Origin of the sequence: Roseixanthobacter finlandensis (genome assembly GCF_043195105.2) — a bacterium.
In the GTDB taxonomy this organism is placed as follows: domain Bacteria; phylum Pseudomonadota; class Alphaproteobacteria; order Rhizobiales; family Xanthobacteraceae; genus NCEH01.
In genome coordinates, this window is the sequence record NZ_CM195536.1 from 1,396,963 (window position 1) to 1,418,748 (window position 21,786).

Consider the following 21,786-nt stretch of genomic DNA (forward strand, 5'->3'; position numbering starts at 1 on the left):
GTGTATTTTCGTCGCGGCCTCGACCAAAGTCTGGGGCGCGCCCAGCGCCCGTGCTGTGCAACCTTGCCCGCATATGCCGGCACATGCGCCGTTATCGGCCCGGCCTGCATGCGGTTGCAGCCCGGAGGCGGAAAGTATTGACGCGTTATAAACGGGGCTCGCCAGCGGAATTTTCTCTGCTACGCTGCAACGCGAAACAAATGCGGCCGAAACGGCCCCGGAGGAAGGAAGGACGGGAGCAATGGGTCAGAGCGCAGTCGCCAGCACGCCGCAGGGCGCCGCCGTGAAGGATCTTTACGAGCTGGGCGAGATCCCGCCCCTGGGCCATGTGCCCGCCAATATGTACGCCTGGGCGATCCGCCGCGATCGCCATGGGCCGCCGGAAGAATCCTTCCAGGTCGAGGTGGTGCCCACCTGGACCCTCGGCGAGACCGACGTGCTGGTGCTCGTGATGGCCGCCGGCGTCAATTACAACGGGATCTGGGCCGGCCTCGGCGAGCCCATCTCCGTGTTCGACGTGCACAAGCTGCCTTACCATATTGCCGGTTCCGATGCCTCGGGCATCGTCTGGGCGGTGGGCTCCAAGGTGAAGCGCTGGAAGGTCGGCGACGAGGTCGTGGTTCACTGCAACCAGGACGACGGCGACGACGAGGAGTGCAATGGCGGCGACCCGATGTTCTCGCCCTCCCAGCGCATCTGGGGCTATGAGACGCCGGACGGCTCCTTCGCCCAGTTCTGCCGGGTGCAGGCGCGCCAGCTCATGCCGCGCCCGCTGCACCTGACCTGGGAAGAATCCGCCTGCTACACGCTCACCATGGCCACCGCCTATCGCATGCTGTTCGGTCACCCCCCGCATGCTGTGAAGCCGGGCGATTATGTGCTGGTGTGGGGCGCCTCGGGCGGCCTCGGCGTGTTCGGCGTTCAGCTCGCGGCCGCCTCCGGCGCGCATGTCATCGGTGTGATTTCCGACGAGACCAAGCGCGACTATGTGCTCGGCCTCGGCGCCAAGGGCGTGCTGAACCGCAAGGACTTCAAGTGCTGGGGCCAGCTGCCCAAGGTCAATTCGCCCGAATATACCGAATGGACCAAGGAAGCCCGCAAGTTCGGCAAGGCGATCTGGGACATCACCGGCAAGCGCGACGTGGACATCGTGTTCGAGCATCCGGGCGAGCAGACCTTCCCGGTCTCCACCCTGGTGGCCAAGCGCGGCGGCATGATCGTATTCTGCGCCGGCACCACCGGCTTCAACATCACCTTTGACGCGCGCTATGTGTGGATGCGCCAGAAGCGCATCCAAGGGTCCCACTTCGCCCATCTCAAGCAGGCCTCCGCCGCGAACCAGTTCATCATCGACCGGCGCGTGGACCCCTGCATGTCGGAAGTGTTCCCGTGGGATCGCATTCCCATGGCGCACACCAAGATGTGGAAGAACCAGCATGCGCCCGGCAACATGGCGGTGCTGGTGAACGCTCCACGCACCGGCCTGCGCAGCTTCGAGGACGTGCTGGAAGCAATCGCCGCCGGCTGATCCGGCCGCATCGCGACCGCGCGGGCTCCCATTCCGCGCCCCGAGGTTCCGGCCCCTATCACCGGCACCTCGCACCCGCTCCTGTAATATGTCTGGTCCCCACCGGGGCCAGACATAGCTTTTGCTTCCGATCCGGGCGGCGGGCCTCTACACCCATGCGATGACCCCACCGCCCGCACAGCCCTCCGCCCAGAACGAGTCTTCGCGCCCCGGCGCCACCCATGTGGCGGTGATCGGCGCCGGCCCCGCCGGGCTCATGGCCGCCGATCGCCTGGTGGCGCAGGGCCATCGGGTGAGCGTGTTCGAGAAGATGCCATCGCCCGCGCGCAAATTCCTCATGGCGGGGCGGGGCGGGCTCAATCTCACCCATAGCGAGCCGCTGGAACATTTCCTCTCCCGCTACGGACAGACCGCGCCGCTGCTGGACGGGGCGATCCGCGCCTTTCCGCCCGATGCCACACGCGCGTTTGCGGCGGAACTCGGCGAATCCACCTTCATCGGCTCCAGCGGCCGCGTGTTTCCCGACAGCTTCAAGGCCTCGCCCATGTTGCGCGCCTGGCTGCGGCGGCTCGGGACGCTCGGCGTGGAACTGCGCACGCGGCATGACTGGCGCGGCTGGGCCCCCTCCGGCGCCCTGATGTTCGAGACCCCCGACGGGCTTAAAGAGATCGCCGCCGATGCGACGCTGCTCGCGCTCGGCGGCGCTTCCTGGCCCCGGCTCGGCGGGGATGGGGGCTGGGCGGAGCATCTGACGTCACGCGGCATCGCGCTCGCGCCGTTCGCGCCGGCCAATATGGGGCTCGAGATCGACTGGTCCGCACCGTTCCGCGAACGATTTGCCGGCGAACCGCTGAAGCGCATCGCCCTTTCCTGCGCCGGCGCGGGCCCGGTGCGCGGCGAGGCCATGGTGACGGCGCGCGGGCTCGAGGGTGGGGCGGTCTATACGCTCTCCCGCGCGGTGCGCGACCGCCTCGCGACCGAGGGCGAAGCCCATCTGCGGCTCGACCTACGTCCGGATTTCGACCAGGCGCTGATCGCGCGGCGGCTGGCGACCGGGCCGCTGAAGCAATCCCTCTCCAACCGCCTGCGCAAGGCGGTCGGCCTCTCGCCGGTGGCGGTGGGGCTGTTGCGCGAGGCGGCGGGCGTCACACTGCCCACCGATCCGGCCGCGCTCGCGCGCCTGATCAAGGCCGCACCCATCAAGGTACGCGCGGTGGCGGGGCTGGAGCGGGCGATTTCGAGCGCCGGCGGCATCGGCTTCGATGCGCTGGACGATCATTTCATGCTGCGCGCCGTTCCCGGCACTTTTGCCTGCGGGGAAATGCTGGATTGGGAAGCCCCCACCGGGGGTTATCTGCTCCAGGCCTGCTTCGCCACCGGCCGGGCGGCGGCGGAGGGCATCTCGGCGTTCCTCGCGGCGCGCGCTACCCCCTGAAGCCGCCGGCCGCGAGATAGGCCGCTTCCTCCGCCGTCATGGTGCGGCCGAGGATGGGATTGCGATGGGGGAAGCGGCCGAAGCGGGCGATCACGTCGCGATGGAGGATCGCGTATTTCAGTTCCTTCTCTTGGCCCAGCTTCTCATAGAGCGCCACGCACCGCTGCTGGCAGGCGAAATCCTCCGCATGCATCAGCGGCAGAAAGAAGAAACCGCGCAGCGCCGGTTCGAAAGATTGCTCGAACCCGCGTACCAGGGCGCGGTCCGCCACTTGGCGCGCGGCGGCATCGGTGGCGAAGGCGCGCGGCGTGCCGCGGAAGACATTGCGCGGCACCTGGTCCAGCAGCAGCACGAGCGCCAGCGCGCCGTCGGCGCTGTCCTCATAATCCGCAAGCAACCTCGATCCTGCGCCACGGGCGACCGCATCCTCGTGCGCCGGCAAAAGCCGCGCGCGCACGTCGGCATCGAACGCGGGATCGGAGGAGAACCAGCGATCATAACCGGCGGCGCGCCAGAAGCCGACGATCTCGGACGGAGTGGGCAGCAAGCTCATCGCGCGCCTCTCATGCCGGCGGGGGCGAGGGGATTGTCAGTGAGCGCCGCGCGGTCCGGCGTATCCACCTGCGGGATGCCGAGAAACGCGGAGAACAGGCGCCGCACCACCGCCGGGTCGAGATCGCGCACGATCATCACGAGCCGCGTGCGGTGGTCGTCGTCCGGCCAGGCGGGCAGGCGGGTGGGCGGGTGCATCACATGCTGCACGCCGTGCAGCACGATGGGGGCGTCCGGATCGTCGGCGAGTTTCACGATGCCCTTCAGCCGCAGCAGGTTCGCCCCATAGGTGGCGCGCAGCAGCTCCAGGAACAGGTCGAGGGTGGAAGCGGAGATGGCGGCATCGGTCGCCAAGGTGAACGCCTTGATTCGTTCGTCATGGCGATTGGGGTCATGCGACGCGCCGGTCTCTTCCTCGGCGGCGGCGATGCGCTCCTCCGCCAGCCAGCGGGCGACATCGGGGACTTTGCCGCTCGGATCATAAAGGCCGGCCTGGAGCAGGGCTTCGCCCGTGGCCTCGCCCTTCGCGGCATCGAGCAAAGGCGCGGCGGGGGCAAGCTGGCGCAGCCGCGCTTTCAGGGCCGCGAGCGCGGCGCGCTGGGCCTCGGTCTCCACGAGATCGGTCTTGGTGAGCACCAGCCGGTCGGCCATGGCCGCCTGCTTCACCGATTCGCCTTGGGCATCGAGGGTGGCGTCGCCGTTGATCGCGTCCACCACCGCCACTACGCCGTCCAGCCGATAGCGCATCACCAGATAGGGATGGGTCATCAGGGTGAAGAGGATGGGGGCGGGGTCGGCGAGGCCGGTGGTCTCGATCAGCACGCGGGAGAAGGGCGGCAGGCGGTTGTTGTCGCGCCCGCGCAGCAGGTCTTCCAGCGCGGTGACGAGGTCGCCGCGCACGGTGCAGCACACGCAGCCGCTCGCCAGCAGCACCACGCCTTCCGAGACCTCGCGCACGAACAGATGGTCCAGGCCGATCTCGCCGAATTCGTTGATCAGGACGGCGGTATCGGCGAGCGCGGGGTCGGCCAGCAAAGCGTTCAGCAAGGTGGTCTTGCCCGCGCCGAGAAAGCCGGTGAGCACCGTGACCGGGATCGGCTCGGGCGGTCCCGCCCGTTTCGCGGGGGAGGATGCGGCCGGTGCGGCCTCGGGGAGCGGCGGCGAGGAAATCATGTCATGTCATCCGCGAGGCGGGTCGCCTCAGAGGGGCGCCGCCGAACCAGGACCGCGCTCGCCTTGCCTATAGGGCAGTGCGGGCGAGGGGCCAAGCGGCGGCGGCGCCGATTGTCAGGCGCCGATTGTCCGGCCAAGCGCGACGGGCCAGTGTGGCTTACGAAGCGCGGCGGGATTCTGCGGCAGGGCTGTCAAAGCATCCGGCGCAAGGCGAGTTTTGTGCCTTGCCTTCGTACCTTGCCCATGAAGACAGATGGGACGGGCGCGCGCCGCCGCAAGGGCATGGGGCAAGACCGGCATGCGGGCGGAATTGGCTTGTGGGCGAGACCTGCATACGGGCGGCACCGTCATGTGGGCCTGCGCCGCCCTCTATGCAAAATGACGTACGCCGCGCGATCGCTATCCATGCGGCCGGGCGCGTCGCTCGCTCCGGGCGCTGCCGGGCTGCGAAGCCGGCGGGATCAAGGGCGTCCGACGCGGATGAGCTCAGTCAGGGATAGGCGCGGATAGGGATAGTTGCAGTCAGGAATCGCCGCAGATGCGGGCTGCGTTCCACCGCAGCGCCGCCTGGCCTTGACCCTTCAGGCCTTGACCCTTCAGGCCTTGACCCTTCAGGCCTTGGGCGTCCGGTCTTGGGCGTCCGGCCTCGAACCGCTTTGGGCCATCCGGCCGGACGTCTGCCCTGAAGGGGCGCAAAAGCTCAGGCGCCGGGCTTGGTGCGGGCGGCCGGCGGCGGGCCGAAGGTGAGCGGATCGGCAGCGTCGATGGTGGCGGGCTTGGCCGGCTTCGGCTTCGGCTTGGAGGCCGGCTCGGCGGCGGCGGTGGCGCCGGCGGGCGTGGGCTTCTTGGCGGGCGTGGGCGCGCTGGTGGCGGTGCTCGCTTCCTTGGCCGGAGGCTTGGGCTTTGCAGCCGGCTTCGCGGCAGGTTTGGCGGCCGGCTTTTCGGCCTCTGTATCGCTCTTTGCCGCGGCATTCTTCGGCTTGGCGGCAGGCGCCTGCGGGTCCGCGTTGGCGGTGGCGGCGGGCTTCTTCTTCGGCTTGGGCTTCACCTCCGCCGGCATGGCGGTATCCGGGGACATCGGTGCGTTGCGTGGGCCGACGAACACCGGGATCGGCGGCATGGAGGGCGGCAGGTTTTGCAACAACGCTGCGCCGGCGCCCTTGCTCAAGCCGGCGGCAAGGTCCGCCGAGACTGCATAGGCGTTCGGCCCGGAACCGGGTGCACCGTACGCGTTTTCGTCCTCGTTCTCTGCCGCCTGCACGGCGCGCTTGCGTCCGCAGATCTGGGGCGACATGTCGGTGGGCGTGCCTCCCGTGTCGACCACCGTATCCAGCGTCGGCGAGGCGGCGCCGAAGATGGACCAGGAGGGCTGGAAGCCCTTTTCGAACAGCAGCGCCGCCTGCTCGGTGCGGGCGACTCCCGAGGGCGCGCCGAGAATAACTGCGATAAGCCGCTTGTTGCCACGCGTGGCGGTGGCCACCAGATTGAAGCCCGAGGCGCAGATGAAGCCGGTCTTCATGCCGTCGGCGCCGGGATAGCGGTCGATCAGGCGATTGTAATTGCGCAGTACCCTTTTGCCGATCTTGATGGCGGGGATGCGGAACAGCATTTCATGTTCTGGAAAATGATAGATCAGCGCCCGCGCCAGCACCGCGAGATCGCGGGCGGTGGTGAACTGGTCGCTATTGGGCAAGCCGTTGGGATTCTCGAAATGGGAGCCGGCCATGCCGAGGCGGGCGGCGGTGTCGTTCATCTCGGCGACGAAGGACGGCACGCTGCCGCCCACCCCTTCGGCGATCACCACCGCCATGTCATTGGCCGATTTGACCAGAAGCATCTTCAGAGCATTGTCGAGCGTCACCTGGGTGCCCGGCGCGAACCCCATCTTGGTGGGCTGCATGGAGGCGGCATAAGGCGAGACCGTCATCAGCGTATCGGGGGTGATGCGCCCCTCGCGCATGGCGTTCAGCGCCACATACACTGTCATCAGCTTGGTGACGGAGGCGGGATACCAGGGCTTGCCGGCTTCCTGCTGTTCCAGAACCTTGCCCGTGTCCGCTTCCACCAGGAGGATCGGGGTGGCGTGGCCTGCGGTCGCGAGCGCGCCGAGGGCGGCGATCGCGAGGGTCAGGCGGCGCAGCGCGCCGCGCGCGGACAGACAGGACAAGCCCGGCAAAGTTGGCTCCGTAGCTGGAAAGACCCCCGTGGCCTTGCTTTCCTTAGCTCTTTTCAGAGCATCCGGAAAGATGAAAGCGGCATGCGCGACCCTGCCATGCAAGCGTCAGCTTGGACGGGGGTCACGTACGGCGCCTGAATCGCGTGTCTCCAGGCGACGCAGGATGCCGCGCCGCATTGCGGCGGTTCTCACGTTTCCGCGAGCGGACGAACCACATGCGTGCCATCGTCCAGGAATTGGGCCCGCGCCAGTTCCGCGAACCGCCCGCCGAGCCGCATCAATTGCTCGAAACTGCCCGCCTCGACGATGCGCCCGTCGTCGAACACCAGGATACGGTCGGCATTGCGCACGGTCGCGAGCCGATGGGCGATGACGAAGGTGGTGCGGCCTTTCATCACCTCGTCCAACGCCGCCTGCACCTTGGCTTCGGTGGTGGCGTCGAGGGCGCTGGTGGCCTCGTCGAGGATCAGGATCGGCGGATCCTTGAGCAAAGCGCGGGCGATGGAGAGGCGCTGGCGCTCGCCGCCAGACAGAGCCCGCCCGCGCTCGCCCACCAGGGCGTGCAGGCCTTCCGGATTGCGCTCCACCAGTTCCAGCGCCTGGGCACGGGACAGGGCGAGCCGCATCTCCTCCGGCGTCGCATCGGGCTTGCCAACCCGGAGATTGTCTTCGATGGAGCGGTTGAACAGCATCGCCTCCTGGAACACGACGCCGATCTGCCGCCGCAGCGAGGAGAGCGTGATGTCCCGGATGTCGGTGCCGTCCACCAGCACGCGGCCGGACTGGGGATCGAACACCCGGTGCAGCAGGGCAAGCGCGGTGGATTTGCCGGCGCCTGTCGTGCCCACCAAAGCGATGGTCTCCCCCGGCGCGGCGTGCAGGCTCACATCGCGCAGCGCCGAGCGCTTGCCGTCATAGGAGAAAGACACATTCTCGAAGCGCACGTCGCCCTTCACCGCCGCGAGGTCCGGGGCGCCGGGCCGCTCGCGCACGGCGCCGACAGTGTCCAGCACCTCGAAGAACTGGCCGAGCCCCGGCGCGCTCATCACCAGATGATTGACGAAGCTCACGGTGTGGTCGAGCCGGCCGATGAGCATGGTGGCGAAGCCCACATAGGTCACGATATCGCCGATCGCCGCGAGCCCCTGGAGATGCAGCCAGGTGCCGATCAGCAGGATAGCGAGGATGGTCAAGGTGGTGGCGGCCTTGGTGGCCATGGACACCACCGCCCACCAAGACAGAACGGGAATCTGCGCCGCCAGGAGCTGGGTCGCTGTGGCGCGCAGGCCGCTCACCTCGGCTTCGATGCGGGTATAGCTCTGGATCACCGCCACATTGCCGAGCGCGTCGGTGGCATGCTCGGCGAGGCTGGAATTGTGCTCCTCCACCTCCTGCTGCATCGCCTGGGTGCGGTTCAGCACATAGGCCGTGACGATACCGAACACCACGATCAGCGCGATCAGCACCAAGCCGAGCCGCCAATTGATGTAGATGCCCACCGGCAGGAGAACCAGCAGCGAGACGATCGCCGCGCAATCCTCGCGGAAGAAGGACAGCCACGTGCTCCAGAGCGAGTCGGTGCCCTGGAGCATCACCTTCAGCAGGCGGCCCGAATGGGTCTCGCCATGAAAGGAGAGGGGCAGCTGAAGCACGTGCTCGAAATATTCGGTGAGTACGCCCAGCCGCCGGCGATGGGCGAGGCGGTCGGCATGCAGCGAGATCAAAACGCCGGCGACGATGTTGAACAGGCCGAAGGCAACCCAGGCCGCGAGCAGCGGGGTGAGAATTGTGACCAGCGAGGGGCTGCCCTCCCGCTGCGCCCCGGCCAGCGCCTCGATGATGCGACCGAACAGGATCGGCTCGGCGAACTGGGCCATGGCCAGCGCCACATTGCCGATGGCGAGCGCGAGGCCCACTTTGGCCAACGGCCCCAGCATGCTGAGGGCTCTCGCATAGATGCGCAGCAATTGCATGGGCCCGTCCTCCCCGGATCGCGGCGCAGCAAAGCCGAGATAGGAGGCGCCCGCAAGGCGGCGAACCGCGCCTTGCGGCTATTTCGGCGGGCAGGGCGGACAGAGGGGGCGGAGGGCTCCGCCGTCACCCTGCGCTCGCGCAGGATCCGCGATCACACGTCCACGCTGGCCTTCAGCGCATTCTCCTGGATGAACTCGCGCCGCGGCTCCACCACATCGCCCATGAGGCGGTTGAAGAGATCGCCCGCGGCATCGACTTCCTTCACCTTCACCTGGAGCAGGGAGCGGGCGTTGATGTCGAGCGTGGTTTCCCAGAGCTGGCCCGGATTCATCTCGCCCAAGCCTTTGTAGCGCTGGAGCGAGAGGCCCTTGCGGCCGGCGTCGGTGACCGCGTCGAACAGGTCCACCGCGCCCAGAAGCACGGTCTCGTCGCTCTTGCGCTTCAGGCGCGCTTCACCCGCGAACACCCCGTCGAGGGCGGTGGCCAGCGTATCGAGGCGGCGGGCGTCGGGCGAAACCAGGAAGGTGGCGTCAAGGAAATTGGTTTCCAGCACGCCGCGCACCGTGCGCGAGAAGCGGAACCCGGTTTCGTCGGCGACGCCGGCCCAGCCGCGCTCGGTCTCTTCGGCCAGCATGTTGAGGCGGCGCGTCACCTCGGTCATTTCGGCCTGGGCGTCGCGCTCGCGCAGCAGATGCGGCTTGAGCGCGCCGGCGAGCGCGGCCTGTTCCACGATTGCCTTGTTGTAGCGCGGGTGGAGCGCATTCAGCGCGCCGCGCAATTGGCGCGAGGTCTCGACCACGGCGGCAAGGTCGGCGCCGGTGCGCACCTCGCCCGAGGCGAGATAGAGCGCCGCATCGTCGAGGCCGACATTGATCAGATAATCCTCAAGCCCACGCTCGTCCTTGATATAGGTTTCGGACTTGCCGCGCGCCACTTTGTAGAGCGGCGGCTGGGCGATGTAGAGATGCCCATTCTCCAGGATTTCCGGCATTTGCCGGAAGAAGAAGGTGAGCAACAGCGTGCGAATGTGGGAGCCGTCCACGTCCGCGTCGGTCATGATGATGATCTTGTGGTAGCGCAGCTTGGCGATATCGAAGTCATCGCGGCCGATGCCGGTGCCGAGCGCGGTGATCAGCGTGCCGATCTGCTCGGAGGACAGCATCTTGTCGAAGCGCGCGCGCTCCACATTCAGGATCTTGCCGCGCAGGGGCAGCACGGCCTGGAAGGCGCGGTCGCGGCCCTGCTTGGCGGAGCCGCCGGCCGAGTCACCCTCGACGATGAAGATTTCCGACTTGGCGGGGTCGCGCTCCTGGCAGTCGGCGAGCTTGCCGGGCAGGGAGGCGATGTCGAGCGGGTTCTTGCGGCGGGTCAGTTCGCGGGCGCGGCGGGCGGCCTCGCGGGCGGCGGCGGCTTCCGCCACCTTGCCGACCACGGCCTTGGCCTCGGCCGGATTTTCCTCAAGCCAGGAATTCAGCGCCTCGCCCACCAGCGCCTCGACCACCGGGCGCACTTCGGAGGAGACCAGCTTGTCCTTGGTCTGGGAGGAGAATTTCGGGTCCGGCACCTTCACGGACAGCACGGCGGTGAGGCCTTCGCGGCAATCCTCGCCGGAGAGCGTGACCTTTTCTTTCTTGGTGATGCCGGAGCTTTCCGCATAGCCCATCACCTGGCGCGTTAGCGCGGCGGCAAAACCCGTGAAATGGGTGCCGCGATCGCGCTGCGGGATGTTGTTCGTGAAGCACAGGATGGTTTCGTGATAGCTGTCGTTCCAGGACAGCGCCGCTTCCACCTGGATGCCGTCGCGCTCCGAGCGGATCACGATGGGCTTGGCGATCACCGCCGTCTTGGAGCGGTCGAGATAGCGCACGAAGGCTTCCACGCCGCCTTCATACATCAGGTCCTCGACACGAACGTCCGGCGTGCGGGCGTCGGTGAGGCGGATGCGGACGCCGGAATTCAGGAACGCCAGCTCCCGCAGACGGTGTTCCAGGGTGGCGAAATCGAATGCGATATGGGTGAAGGTTTCCGGGCTGGGCGTGAACGTCACCATGGTGCCGCGCTTGCCGGGAGGGGCATCGCCCTTCACCACCAGCGGGGCTTCCGCGTCGCCATGGCGGAAGCGGATGAAATGCTCCTTGCCATTGCGCCAGATGGTGAGGTCGAGCACCGTGGACAGCGCGTTCACCACCGAAACGCCGACGCCGTGCAGGCCGCCGGAGACCTTGTAGGAATTCTGGTTGAACTTACCGCCGGCGTGCAGCTGGGTCATGATGACCTCGGCCGCCGAGACGCCTTCCTCATGATGCAGGTCGGTGGGAATGCCGCGCCCGTCGTCGGTCACGGTCACCGAGCCGTCGGCGTTCAGCGTGACGGTGACTTCATTGGCATAGCCGGCCAGCGCCTCGTCGATGGCGTTGTCCACAACCTCATAGACCATGTGATGCAGACCGGAGCCGTCATCGGTGTCGCCGATATACATGCCGGGCCGTTTGCGCACGGCATCGAGGCCCTTCAGCACCTGGATGGATTGTGCCCCGTAGTCGTCGGGGGATGCCGCGGGCGCGGGTTCGGCCATGATGTGTCTCGAATCGTTGGAACGCTTGGATATCTTTTACCGCAAAGCCGCGGTTATTTGGTGGCAAGTGCCCATCTTATGGCCACCGCGACCGCGTGCCAGGGTCCGCGCCGTCAGCGCAGGGACCGCCTGATCGAAACGGGCGGCGTTGCATGCGAGAACAGCGGCAAGAAGGGCAGGGCGTGCCAAATCCATCACGCACGTGTGCGCCCGCGCGCGACGAACGTCAAGCCGGCAAGGCGTCGCTCTGCGCGCGGGCCGGGGCTCACGCGGGGGGTGGCTGTCGCGGCGCGAAGCAGGCCGAGCCGCCACGGGCTCCGCGCGCGCCGCCGGGATCAGCGGCCAGCCGGAGATTTCTTCGTCAATGCATCCTTGCGCGCGCTGAAATGGTCGGTGAGACAGGCCGAGGCGCCCCGGGTCAGCAGAGTGAATTTCATCAGTTCCTCCATCAGGTCCACGACACGATCATAAGAGGACGATGGCTTCATGTGTCCCTCTTCGTCGAACGCGTTATAGGCCTCGGCGACGGAGTATTGGCTGGGGATGGCGATCATGCCCATGCGCTGGCCGAGAATGCGCATCTGATCGACCGCGTTGAAGGATCGCGTGCCGCCGGAAATCTGCATCAGCGCCAGCGTCCTGCCCTGCGTAAGCTGGGCTGCGCCGGTGGCAAGGGGCAGGGCAGGGAGCAGGGGCAGGGGCAGCCAGTCGACCTGCGCCTTGAGGATCGTGGTCATGGCGCCATTGCTCTCCGGGCTGCACCACACCTGGCCTTCGGACCATGCGGACAAGCTGCGCAGCTCCGCGACCTTTGGATGGTCCGCCGCGGTATCGTCGGGCGGGGGCAGGCCCAGCGGCTCGAAGATGCGCACTTCCGCCCCCAGCGTCTCGAGCAGAGCCCCCGCCTCCAGGGTCAGCAGGCGGCTGTAGGCGCGCGATCCGGCCGAACCATAGAGCAACAGGATGCGCGGCGGATGAGGCGGGGGCGGGGCGAACAGGGCCTGCGTATCGGGCATGCGGAACGCTTCGCCCAACGCCTGGCCCGGGACGCTATGTTCAGCCAAGGCGCGGTCCCCCCGCGTGGAGTAGGGGCGCAATCCCGGGTTGCAGGATGTTCCGAAATCTTAGTGCGCGGGTGATGTGCACGGTATCGCAGGCCTATTTTGATCGGCGGTGATCGACATGAACGGCCTCCTACGTCGGCAGCTCTGGGCATCCCTTCCGGCTCCGCCAATGTCCGTGTGGAACCGGAAAATTTATCGGCGGCCCGCACAAGGGGCGCTGGTGATCTCGTGCATGTACACAACCGGAGCGTCTTGCGCGGGAAGGGACAAGGTGTACGCGAAGATCCTGCGCGCGGGATGGATAGGATCGGTGAACGTTCCGGCAAGCGTGAATCAATGGGCGACGTTAATATAATCACCATTGGGCCAATTTTGAACATCGAATTCTTCACGATGATCTCAAAAATAACGAAGATCGCCAGTCAGCCGGGACGCCATTGCATGCCTCCGAAGCGGGGGGGTGGGCCGGTGCGGGCGCCGATCGAGCTTTTTTGGGTGGCGACCGTGGGGGCCTCACCGGACCAGCGGGATCGCACAGCGATGCAGGCGATGCGAGATGATCGACGCCCGTGCGGTGCCGCGCACCCGCGCACGACCAGCGCGGAAGAGGGGGCAGATGGGGGAGAGGGAATTTTGCGGCGCGTTGGGTGCGCGCGATTGTTCGCGGCGCAATTGTCCGCCTCACGCCGCGCGCAGGCGGAGGGGGGTCCGGCAAGCTCGGGCAGGTCGCTCGGGCGGGGTGCCGCTAAAGCGCGGATGACGCCACCGGACGGGCGGTCTGGATCAATGGAAATGTCGGGCCACGAAGGCCCGCGCTCCGACCTGCCCCAAGCAAGTGGGGCGGGAGCGCAGTGAATGCGCGGGTCCCGGAGTGGTCCTCAGGCGAACCGGCGGGTCTCAGCGCTGGACATAGACCCGCGTGCCCAGCGGAACGCGCTGGTACAGATCGATGATGTCCTGGTTGAGCAGGCGGATGCAGCCGCTCGACACCTGCTTGCCGATGCTGTCCGGCTCGATGGTGCCGTGCAGGCGGAACATGGTGTCGCGGTCACCGTCATAGAGATAGAGCGCGCGCGGGCCGAGCGGATTGGTCTCGCCGCCCGGCAGGCCGGCGGCATAGGGGCCATAGCGTTCCGGCTGGCGCGCGATCATGTTCGCCGTGGGCGTCCAGTGCGGCCATTTTTCCTTGCGCTTGATGGTCGCCCAGCCGCTATAGCTATAGCCCTGCTTGCCCACGCCCACGCCGTAGCGGATCGCCTTGCCGCCCTTCTCGACGAAATAGAGAAACTTGTTCTCGATATCGACGACGATGGTGCCGGGCGGATATTTGGTGGGATAGTCGACGATCTGGCGCAGGTAGATCGGGTCGATCTCCGACACGTCCACCGCATCCACCTCGAACGGCTCGCCAGGAACCGGGCCGTACATTGAAAGCGCCGCCGTGGAGGGGGCACCGCTATTATCGGTGACGCAAGCCGCTAGGAACAGCGGTGTGCCGAGAACGAAGAGCCGCCGGCTCAGAACGGCGGTGGGAAGGCTTTCGCTGGGCATGGGTCCCCGAAGCTGCTGCGAATCATGTCCACTTGGGTAGCATGCGCGGATTCGCGACGGGTGGCGAACGCGCCACACAGAGGGAAAAAGCACGGCCCGCCTGCGAAAAGCTCGTCCCGGGAGGGCGCGCGGCGTGTCAATCTTCCGCAACGACAGAGCCGGGGCTGACGGTGAAGCGCCGCGCCCCGTCAAGCCCTGCGAACACGCTCGGATCCGCCCCCGTCATCCAGACCTGCGCCCCGAGCCGGGCCAGCGCGGCGAATAGGCCGAGCCGCCGCTCGGCGTCGAGATAGGCCGCCACATCGTCCAGAAGCACAATAGGCGCAAGGCCTTGCATGGAAGCGACCAGGCGCGCGTGGGACAAGGCGAGGCCGATCAGCAGGGACTTTTGTTCGCCGGTGGAGCAGCGCGCCGCAGGCAGCGCCTTTTCCGCATGCGCCACCGTGAGGTCGCTCAGATGCGGCCCTTCCAGGGTGCGGCCGGCCGCCCGGTCGCGGGGCCGGCTGTCACGCAAAAGTGCGCGGTAGCTGTCTTCCACCCGCAAGGCCGGCGCATCGGACAGCATGCGTTCCACGTTTCCGTCTAGGGCGATCGCCGCAAGCGGAAAGGGCGATGAGGTGTCGCGGTCCGCGGCGATCTCGGCGGCGAGGCGGGCGACGGTCTCAAGCCGCGCGGCGGCAACCGCAATGGCCAGCTCCGCCAATTCGCGTTCAACTGCGTCGAGGAAGCGCGCGGTGCCGCCTTCCTCCAGTAGGCGATTACGCGCGCGCAACGCGCGTTCCAATGCGTTCACTCGCGTACCGTGTGTACCGTCCACGGCCAGCACCAGCCGATCGAGGAACCGGCGCCGGTCGGAGGGCGGACCGATGAACAGGCCGTCCATATCCGGGGTCAGCCAGACCACCTTGAGATGATCGAGGAAGGCGGTGGCGGAGGTTACGCTTTCGCGCTCGATGCGGCAGCGGCGCGCGCCGCCCGCACCTGCATCCATTCCGGTGCCGAGATGCGCCGGGCCGCAGATGCCCTCGATCTCGGCCGCGACGGCCCAGGAGCCATCGCCCGGATGCTGCGCAACCGTATCGAGCGCCGCGCGCCGCAGGCCGCGCCCCGGCGACAGCAGGGAGATGGCCTCCAAAAGATTGGTCTTGCCTGCGCCATTGGGGCCAGAGAGGACGATGGGGCCTTGATCCACGCTGAGCTGGGCGGAGCCATAGGAGCGGAAGCGGGTGAGAATCAACTTGCGGACCAGAGCGCGCGGCCCGGTTCGTGAAAGGGCGGGAGCGGCGGCGCCGGACGCGGCATCAGGCGCGCGGGTCATGCGATCTCAAGTCGGTTGAGGAACGGCGGGCGGAAACCTGAACATGGTCCTCGCCGCGCCGGACGCAAGGGGCGCCGGACGCAAGGGTCGCTGGAGTAAACGGCACCACGGCGAAGGGCGGGGGCGGGGCAGGGGGAACGGCGCGCTCCGCCTTGTTTTGAATCGCACCCGCCTCGGTTCACACCCGCATGGGCATGAGCACGTAGAGCGCATCGCTCTTGGTGCTGTCGCGCACCAGCGTGGGCGAGCCGGAATCGGCGAGCTTCAACTCGGCCGTGTCACCTTCGAGCTGGGCGGTGATGTCGAGCAGGTAGCGGCTGTTGAAGCCGATATCGAGCGGCTCGGCGGCATAATCCACCTCGAGTTCCTCGGTGGCGCTGCCGGAATCCGGATTGGTCACGGAGAGTACCAGCTTGCCGTCGGTGAGCGAGAGCTTCACCGCGCGGCCGCGCTCACTCGACACGGTGGACACGCGGTCCACGGCGGCGGCGAAATCCGCCTTGTCCACCAGCAGCACCTTGTCGTTGCCGGCCGGGATGACGCGGTTGTAATCCGGGAAGGTGCCGTCGATCAGCTTGGAGGTCAGAACGATGGCGCCCACCGCCACCCGGATCTTGGTGGTGGAGAGCGAGACGGTGACTTCCGCGTCCTTGTCCTCCAGCAGCTTCTGCACCTCGGCGACCGTCTTGCGGGGCACGATGATGCCGGGCATGCCGGCCGCGCCCTCGGGCGCCTCAAGCTCGGCCTGGGCGAGGCGGTGCCCGTCGGTCGCGACCGCGCGCAGGGTCGCCTTGCCGGCGCCCTTGGCCTCGGCCACGTGCAGGAAGATGCCGTTCAGATAATAGCGCGTCTCCTCGGTGGAGATGGCGAACTGGGTCTTGTCCACCAGGCGGCGGAATTCCGCCCCCTTCAGCTTGAAGGCATGGGTGAATTCGCCCGCGGCGAGATCGGGGAAATCTTCCTGCGGCAGGGTTTGCAGGGTGAAGCGGGCGCGGCCGGCGCGCACCGCCAGGGTGCCGCGGTCGCCGCTGGATTCCAGCAGCACCTGCGCGCCCTCGGGCAGCTTGCGCACGATGTCGTAGACGACGTGGGCCGGCACGGTGGTGGCCCCCTCCTGGTCCACCTGGGCCGGGACGGTTTCAACGACTTCCAGATCGAGGTCGGTGGCCTTCAGCTCCAGTCCCGACGCGCCGGTGCGGATGAGCACATTGGCGAGAATCGGAATGGTGTTGCGGCGTTCGACGACGCGATGGACGTGGCTGAGCGACTTCAGAAGCTCGGCGCGTTCGACGGTGACCTTCATTGGCCCGGACCCGTAACTCTCGTGCGGGGAAACTAAGCACGCCCTGGCTGGCGCCAGTGCGGCCCGCGACCGGATCGTTCACAACGAACCCGTGGGCCGCAGACATTGCCGCCCGCGCTGCACCAAAGCAAGGGCATCTGGCCGCTTTTTCCCCGTTGCCGACGTGGAAGGCGGGCAATTCCCGCGTAGCGCGCCCCTCGCGCCCCCGTGCGGCCTCGTTTCAGGCGCACGGATCGGCTTTTCCGCGCTCGATCAGACGCGGCGGCAAAGGGCAGGGGCGAGGGCAGGGGGCATCCCCGGCCCAAGAACTTTCACTCGTTGACGAGCTTCTTCAGCGCCTCGATCTCCTCCGCGAGTGCCCGGTCGGTGGCGATCAGGCCGTCGATCTTGCGCACTGCATGCAGAACCGTGGTGTGATCGCGCCCGCCGAAGCGGCGGCCGATTTCCGGTAGGGAGCGCAGGGTCAGCGTCTTGGCCAGATACATGGCGATCTGGCGCGGCTTAACCACATTGGCGGTGCGGCGCTGGGACAGCAGATCGGCGCGCGAGACGTTATAATGCTTGGCCACGACGCGCAGAATCTCGTCCACCCGCACGCGCTTGGGATCGCATGGGCGCACGAGGTCGCGAACGGCGTTCTCGGCCATTTCCATGGTCACCGGCTCGCCGGTGAGCTTGTTGAAGGCGAGCAGTTTGTTCAGCGCGCCATCCAGATCGCGCCCGCTCTGGCCGACCGTGCGGGCCAGCAGTTCCAGGACATTGGCGGGAACCGAGAAGCCGCGATGCTGCTCGGCGAGGGCCGAGGACCGGGTCTTGAGGATCTGAAGGCGCAGGTCCTCTTCCAGTTGGCCGAGTTCCACCACGAGGCCACCGGCAAGGCGCGAGCGCACCCGGTCGTCGAGCGCGTCGAGCTCCGACGGCGGACGGTCGGCAGCCACGACGACTTGCCGCCCGGCATCCATCAGGGCGTTGAGCGTGTGGCAGAATTCCTGCTGCATGTTCTTGCCGGTGAGGAATTGCAGGTCGTCGATCACCAGCGTGTCGATGGACCGCAGCGCATCCTTGAAGGCGATGGCGGCATGGGTCTTCAGCGCGGCGACGAAGCCGTACATGAAGCGCTCGGCGGTGAGATAGACCACGCGCCGCCCGCGGCTCGCGCCGGCCCAGGCCACCGCCTGAAGCAGGTGCGTCTTGCCGAGGCCGACGGCCGCGTGAAGATAGAGCGGGTTGAAGATCGGCCCGGCCCCGGGCACGGCCTCCGCCACCTGACGGGCGGCGGCATGGGCGAGCGTGTTGGACTTGCCGAGCACGAAGGTCTCAAACGTGAGGCGGGCGTCGAGCGGCGAGCCCGCGCCCACGTCGGCGGGCATGGCGGAAGCGGCGACAGTCTGGGGGCGCGGCTCGGCGGCGCGCTCGACCACGACTTCGCGATGCTCATTGGCGGCTTTCAGCGGAATGGCGCGGGCGACGGCGGAGCGCACGGACAGATCCACCTTGCGCGCGGTGCCGCTCTCCTCCTGCCACAGCTCGGCGAGGCGCTCGACATAATGATCCTGGATCCAGGCCTTCAGGAAGCGCGTGGGCACGGAGAGATGCACGCGGTCCGCGATGCGGTCCAGCTCGATGCGGGCGAACCAGCTGGTGTACGATTCCTCGCCGATCTCCTCACGCAGGCGCTGGCGAACCCGGTCCCATTGCTGCGCGCAGAAATCCGCTGCCGACGGAGCGGTCATGGTGGGGCGAAACTGCGCGACGTCCACGGTTTCCGGTTTCAACATGAGGGTCTTTCCCGCCCGGGGCGGGTCCCTGGTTGCGACGCGGAGAGCGTTCGCGCCGGTGACGGCGCGTCTCCTAGTCCAAGTGAATGAGAAGGTGAAGGTGTAGCGACGAAAGTGGGCTTAAGCCCGCATTTTCGTCACGAGGGCGCCCGGCGGGCGGGGTCCTCGACGGCGCGATCACGAAGCCGCTCATCCCGGTCGCGGCCGACGGTCCCGAAGGCCTGTTCGCGACGAAAATGCAGTGCGTCTTCGCTAGGTCTAGCGCCTGAGAGAGAAGTCATGGCCGCCCCATTCGCCGTCGAACAAAACGTTCGCCGGTTCTCCAATAGATAGAATAGTTTTTTGTTTATTTCTCTGTCCTGGATCAATCAAAGGATCAAAGACAGACTATCCCAAAAACCGGAACAATACGCAGGTGAAATGTACACGCAGCGCGGGAGGGGAGGTGAGACGCTAACGCACATAATACACCCTCCCTCCATCCACGAAGAGTCGTGAAACTGCTGCTCTATTGATGATTTCCTCGGGATGTCCCTCAGAGGTGAGATTGAACATACACAGGGCATGGGGAGGGTGCAACGGCTTTCCCGGTCGCACCCCAATCCGGTGGAAATCGGGTGACAAACACATTTCTCCCGCCGCTTTAGTTCAGCCGGCAAACCTCTGACTCGACTGCGAGATTCGCAATCCTTAACGGTTCAGGAGGCGGTCCTAGGATTCAAATCAAGAAGTATTTTGATACCTCTATTCCGACCTCCCGTAGAGGTACTTCTCGCCTTGGCCCATAACCCGTTAAGCTTCATGAGTTTTTCCTGATCGGTCAGAAGGCGTGGACGAACTTCGTATGGATGGGCTTCGACTTGACCTCGCGCCGGTTAACGGCTAGGCGCCGGCCGGGACGAGAATCACGGGCTTTTTGGCGGAAAAATCGCCGGCGGGTGTTCGCCGGCTAAGGCGGGAATATGGTTCCGATGCCGTACCGGCAAGCCCGCCTCGGGGGCGAGGAGGGCTGGCGGGCGGCGGACCCGCAGCGGGGATCCGCGTCCGCCCTTTCGGCGCAGCTTTAAAATAAAAAAGCCCGGCAATGCCGGGCCATTCTATTGCTAAGCTTCGGCGCGGCGCAACGTGCGCCGCGATCTTCAGCTCACATCACGCGCTCAGCTTGCTGACGCGGGCCGCGAGGCGGGAAACCTTGCGGGAAGCGGTATTCTTGTGAAGAACACCCTTGGTCACCGCCCGCATGATCTCGGGCTCGGCGACCTTGAAAGCCGCGCTGGCGGCCGTCGCGTCGCCGGTGGCGAGGGCATCTTCCAGCTTGCGCAAAAAGGTGCGGACGCGCGAACGGCGGTTCCGGTTAACCTCAGTGCGACGCTCGATCTTCCGCGCCGCCTTTTTGGCGGAGGGCGTATTGGCCATCGGCCGTCCTCTATCACGTTATCGCACGCAAACCATGGCCAATGCGGCCCGTTTGCGCTGCGTCTGAATGGCTGAACACGCCGGCAACCTCGGTCGCCAGCGAAGTGTCGGCGCTTATAGGAGGAGGATGGCCAGCAGTCAACTCCAGATGCGCCGGCGGCGCCCAAGCCGCGCCGATTTGATCCAATTAAATGCAGCCGCGTCGGATCTTTCCCTTCAATACGCGCTGTGAGGCTTGCGTCGGCGGGCTTGGTCTACAAAATACGGGCGCGGAGCGTGGGCGGGACCGCGGACCGCGCCCGCCCGCGCCGCCGCACGAAACCGTTTCGGAGGAATCACCATGGTTGCATCCAGTACCGCTGCCAATATCCCGCCGCGCAAGCATCCGCCGGAGACCGCCGTATCGGATTTCCTCGTGACGCTGAACGCTCTGCTGAAGGACAACCAATATACCGCGCTCTCCGATGCCTTCGTTGCCTTCGCGAAAACTCATCCGGGCCTGGACTTCTTCATCGAGGAAGCGATTCCCGCTCGGGTTGCGGACCACGTGTTGAGCAGGAGCGGCGCCGCTTCCGCCTTCACCACCTTCACGCTGCAAAATCCCAATTGGGCGGTGGACCTCCAGCGTTCCGCGCTCGATCCGCTGGCCTTCACCCAGAACATCAACGACATCGAGGCCAAGGTGGCCGCCCTCGTCGCTGCCGCCAAGGCTCCCAAGTCACCGGCCTGACGCGCGCCGGTCCGAATCCTTTTGCGCGGAGCGTCCAAACCGGCGGTCCGCGCCTGAGGGTGGACGAACTGTCCCGCGACGCCGAGGCAACTGGACGACGCCCCGCGCAATCGCGTATGTCACGCACAAACCTATAGAGCAGGTCGCCGCGTGCGCGCGAGCCGGAGGAATAGGGCATGAGCGAAGTGACGGTGGCCGATCGGCCCGTGACGGACAGCTTGGTGACGGTGTTCGGCGGTTCCGGCTTTCTCGGCCGTTATGTTGTGCGCGCCCTGGCGCGCCGCGGCTATCGCATCCGCGTGGCCGTGCGGCGGCCCGATCTTGCGAATTTCCTGCTTCCTTATGGCTATGTGGGCCAGATCCAGCTGGTGCAGGCCAATGTGCGCTTCGCCGATTCGGTGCGTCGGGCCGTGCAGGGGTCCGACTTCGTGGTGAATCTTGTCGGCGTCCTCGCCGCGCGCGGCCGCCAGAGCTTCGACGCGGTGCATGTCTATGGCGCCCGCGCCATCGCCACCTCCGCCGCCGAAATGGGCGCGCGGGTGGTGCATGTCTCGGCCATCGGCGCCGATTCGACCGCGGCCGCCGCTTATGCCCGCACCAAGGGGCTGGGCGAGGAGGCGGTGCGCGCCGCCGTGCCGGACAGCATCATCCTGCGCCCGTCGCTGCTGTTCGGCCCGGAAGACGATTTCTTCAACCGCTTTGCCGCCATGACGCGGTTCGCCTTCGCCTTGCCTTTGATCGGCGGCGGCAAGACGCGCTTCCAGCCGGTGTTCGTGGCCGATGTGGCCGCCGCCGTCGAGCGGGCGGTGGATGGCAAGGCGAAATCTGCCACCATTTATGAACTCGGCGGGCCGGAAGTGCGCACCTTCCGCGAGCTGATGGAATTGCTGCTGCGAGAAATCGGCAGCCATCGCATCCTGATGGACCTGCCGTTCGGCGTGGCGGACCTGATGGCCCGCGTGCTCGGCTGGATCCCGGGTGGCAGCTCCTTGCTGACCCGCGATCAGGTGGCGATGCTGCATTTCGACAATGTGGTCTCGGACGCCGCCGTCGCGGAACATCGCGCCATCCAGGATCTCGGCATCCTGCCCGCCGCCATGGCGAGCGTGCTGCCGAGCTATCTTTGGCGATTCCGCAAGGCGGGACAGTTCACCCGCATCGAGACCTGAGGCGGATCTGAAACGGGACAAGGTGCGGCGCGCCGCGCCCGACG

Annotated in this window: 15 protein-coding genes; 4 read left to right on the top strand and 11 right to left on the bottom strand. The window is 66.8% G+C overall.

Translation table 11 applies throughout. The annotated features are described in order from the left end of the window. The first annotated feature begins 241 nt into the window (after nucleotides 1-241). Nucleotides 242-1,528, top strand: coding sequence for a crotonyl-CoA carboxylase/reductase (gene ccrA / locus V5G24_RS06565; protein ID WP_394085387.1), 1,287 nt, complete (start codon nucleotides 242-244; stop codon nucleotides 1,526-1,528). 256 nt (nucleotides 1,529-1,784) lie between these two features. Beyond that, the gene (locus V5G24_RS06570; protein ID WP_509292317.1) at nucleotides 1,785-2,963 is read left to right on the top strand and encodes a TIGR03862 family flavoprotein; all 1,179 of its coding nucleotides are present in this window, start codon (nucleotides 1,785-1,787) and stop codon (nucleotides 2,961-2,963) included. Here the strand turns inward: V5G24_RS06570 and V5G24_RS06575 are convergent. The 11 genes from V5G24_RS06575 to rpsT form a co-directional block, all read right to left on the bottom strand. Then, on the bottom strand, nucleotides 2,953-3,516 hold the full coding sequence (locus V5G24_RS06575) for a DUF924 family protein (RefSeq protein WP_394085389.1): 564 nt from the start codon (nucleotides 3,514-3,516) through the stop codon (nucleotides 2,953-2,955). The two genes, V5G24_RS06570 and V5G24_RS06575, sit on opposite strands and share 11 nt — an antisense overlap. Then, the gene (locus V5G24_RS06580) at nucleotides 3,513-4,688 is read right to left on the bottom strand and encodes a CobW family GTP-binding protein (protein ID WP_394085390.1); all 1,176 of its coding nucleotides are present in this window, start codon (nucleotides 4,686-4,688) and stop codon (nucleotides 3,513-3,515) included. The genes V5G24_RS06575 and V5G24_RS06580 overlap by 4 nt, the downstream gene beginning before the upstream one ends. Before the next feature lie 700 nt (nucleotides 4,689-5,388). After that, on the bottom strand, nucleotides 5,389-6,855 hold the full coding sequence (locus V5G24_RS06585; RefSeq protein ID WP_394085391.1) for a D-alanyl-D-alanine carboxypeptidase family protein: 1,467 nt from the start codon (nucleotides 6,853-6,855) through the stop codon (nucleotides 5,389-5,391). A 197-nt stretch (nucleotides 6,856-7,052) separates the two neighbouring features. Beyond that, nucleotides 7,053-8,837: a glucan ABC transporter ATP-binding protein/ permease gene (locus V5G24_RS06590; protein ID WP_394085392.1), complete on the bottom strand. Its 1,785-nt coding sequence runs from the start codon at nucleotides 8,835-8,837 to the stop codon at nucleotides 7,053-7,055. A gap of 152 nt (nucleotides 8,838-8,989) precedes the next feature. Further along, complete coding sequence (gene gyrB, locus V5G24_RS06595; RefSeq protein WP_394085393.1) at nucleotides 8,990-11,413, bottom strand: DNA topoisomerase (ATP-hydrolyzing) subunit B; 2,424 nt, start codon at nucleotides 11,411-11,413, stop codon at nucleotides 8,990-8,992. Between the two features lie 335 nt (nucleotides 11,414-11,748). Beyond that, on the bottom strand, nucleotides 11,749-12,429 hold the full coding sequence (gene arsH / locus V5G24_RS06600) for an arsenical resistance protein ArsH (protein ID WP_394085482.1): 681 nt from the start codon (nucleotides 12,427-12,429) through the stop codon (nucleotides 11,749-11,751). Between the two features lie 945 nt (nucleotides 12,430-13,374). Beyond that, nucleotides 13,375-14,028 (bottom strand): L,D-transpeptidase, encoded by a 654-nt coding sequence (locus V5G24_RS06605; protein WP_394085394.1) that lies wholly within the window; start codon nucleotides 14,026-14,028, stop codon nucleotides 13,375-13,377. 136 nt (nucleotides 14,029-14,164) lie between these two features. Next, entirely contained in the window at nucleotides 14,165-15,346 is a 1,182-nt protein-coding gene (gene recF, locus V5G24_RS06610) for a DNA replication/repair protein RecF (RefSeq protein ID WP_394085396.1), read from the bottom strand. A 178-nt stretch (nucleotides 15,347-15,524) separates the two neighbouring features. After that, nucleotides 15,525-16,649 (bottom strand): DNA polymerase III subunit beta, encoded by a 1,125-nt coding sequence (gene dnaN / locus V5G24_RS06615; RefSeq protein WP_394085397.1) that lies wholly within the window; start codon nucleotides 16,647-16,649, stop codon nucleotides 15,525-15,527. Between the two features lie 311 nt (nucleotides 16,650-16,960). Further along, nucleotides 16,961-18,382 carry a chromosomal replication initiator protein DnaA gene (dnaA, locus tag V5G24_RS06620; RefSeq protein WP_394085483.1) on the bottom strand — a complete coding sequence of 474 codons (1,422 nt, stop codon included), beginning with the start codon at nucleotides 18,380-18,382 and terminating at the stop codon, nucleotides 16,961-16,963. Between the two features lie 1,194 nt (nucleotides 18,383-19,576). Then, on the bottom strand, nucleotides 19,577-19,843 hold the full coding sequence (gene rpsT, locus V5G24_RS06625; protein WP_394085398.1) for a 30S ribosomal protein S20: 267 nt from the start codon (nucleotides 19,841-19,843) through the stop codon (nucleotides 19,577-19,579). Nucleotides 19,844-20,183: 340 nt separating this feature from the next. Between rpsT and V5G24_RS06630 the strand changes: the two genes are divergently transcribed. Both V5G24_RS06630 and V5G24_RS06635 read left to right on the top strand, forming a co-directional pair. After that, nucleotides 20,184-20,573 (top strand): hypothetical protein, encoded by a 390-nt coding sequence (locus V5G24_RS06630; RefSeq protein WP_394085400.1) that lies wholly within the window; start codon nucleotides 20,184-20,186, stop codon nucleotides 20,571-20,573. A 185-nt stretch (nucleotides 20,574-20,758) separates the two neighbouring features. After that, nucleotides 20,759-21,742 carry a complex I NDUFA9 subunit family protein gene (locus V5G24_RS06635; protein WP_394085484.1) on the top strand — a complete coding sequence of 328 codons (984 nt, stop codon included), beginning with the start codon at nucleotides 20,759-20,761 and terminating at the stop codon, nucleotides 21,740-21,742. Nucleotides 21,743-21,786: the final 44 nt, after the last annotated feature.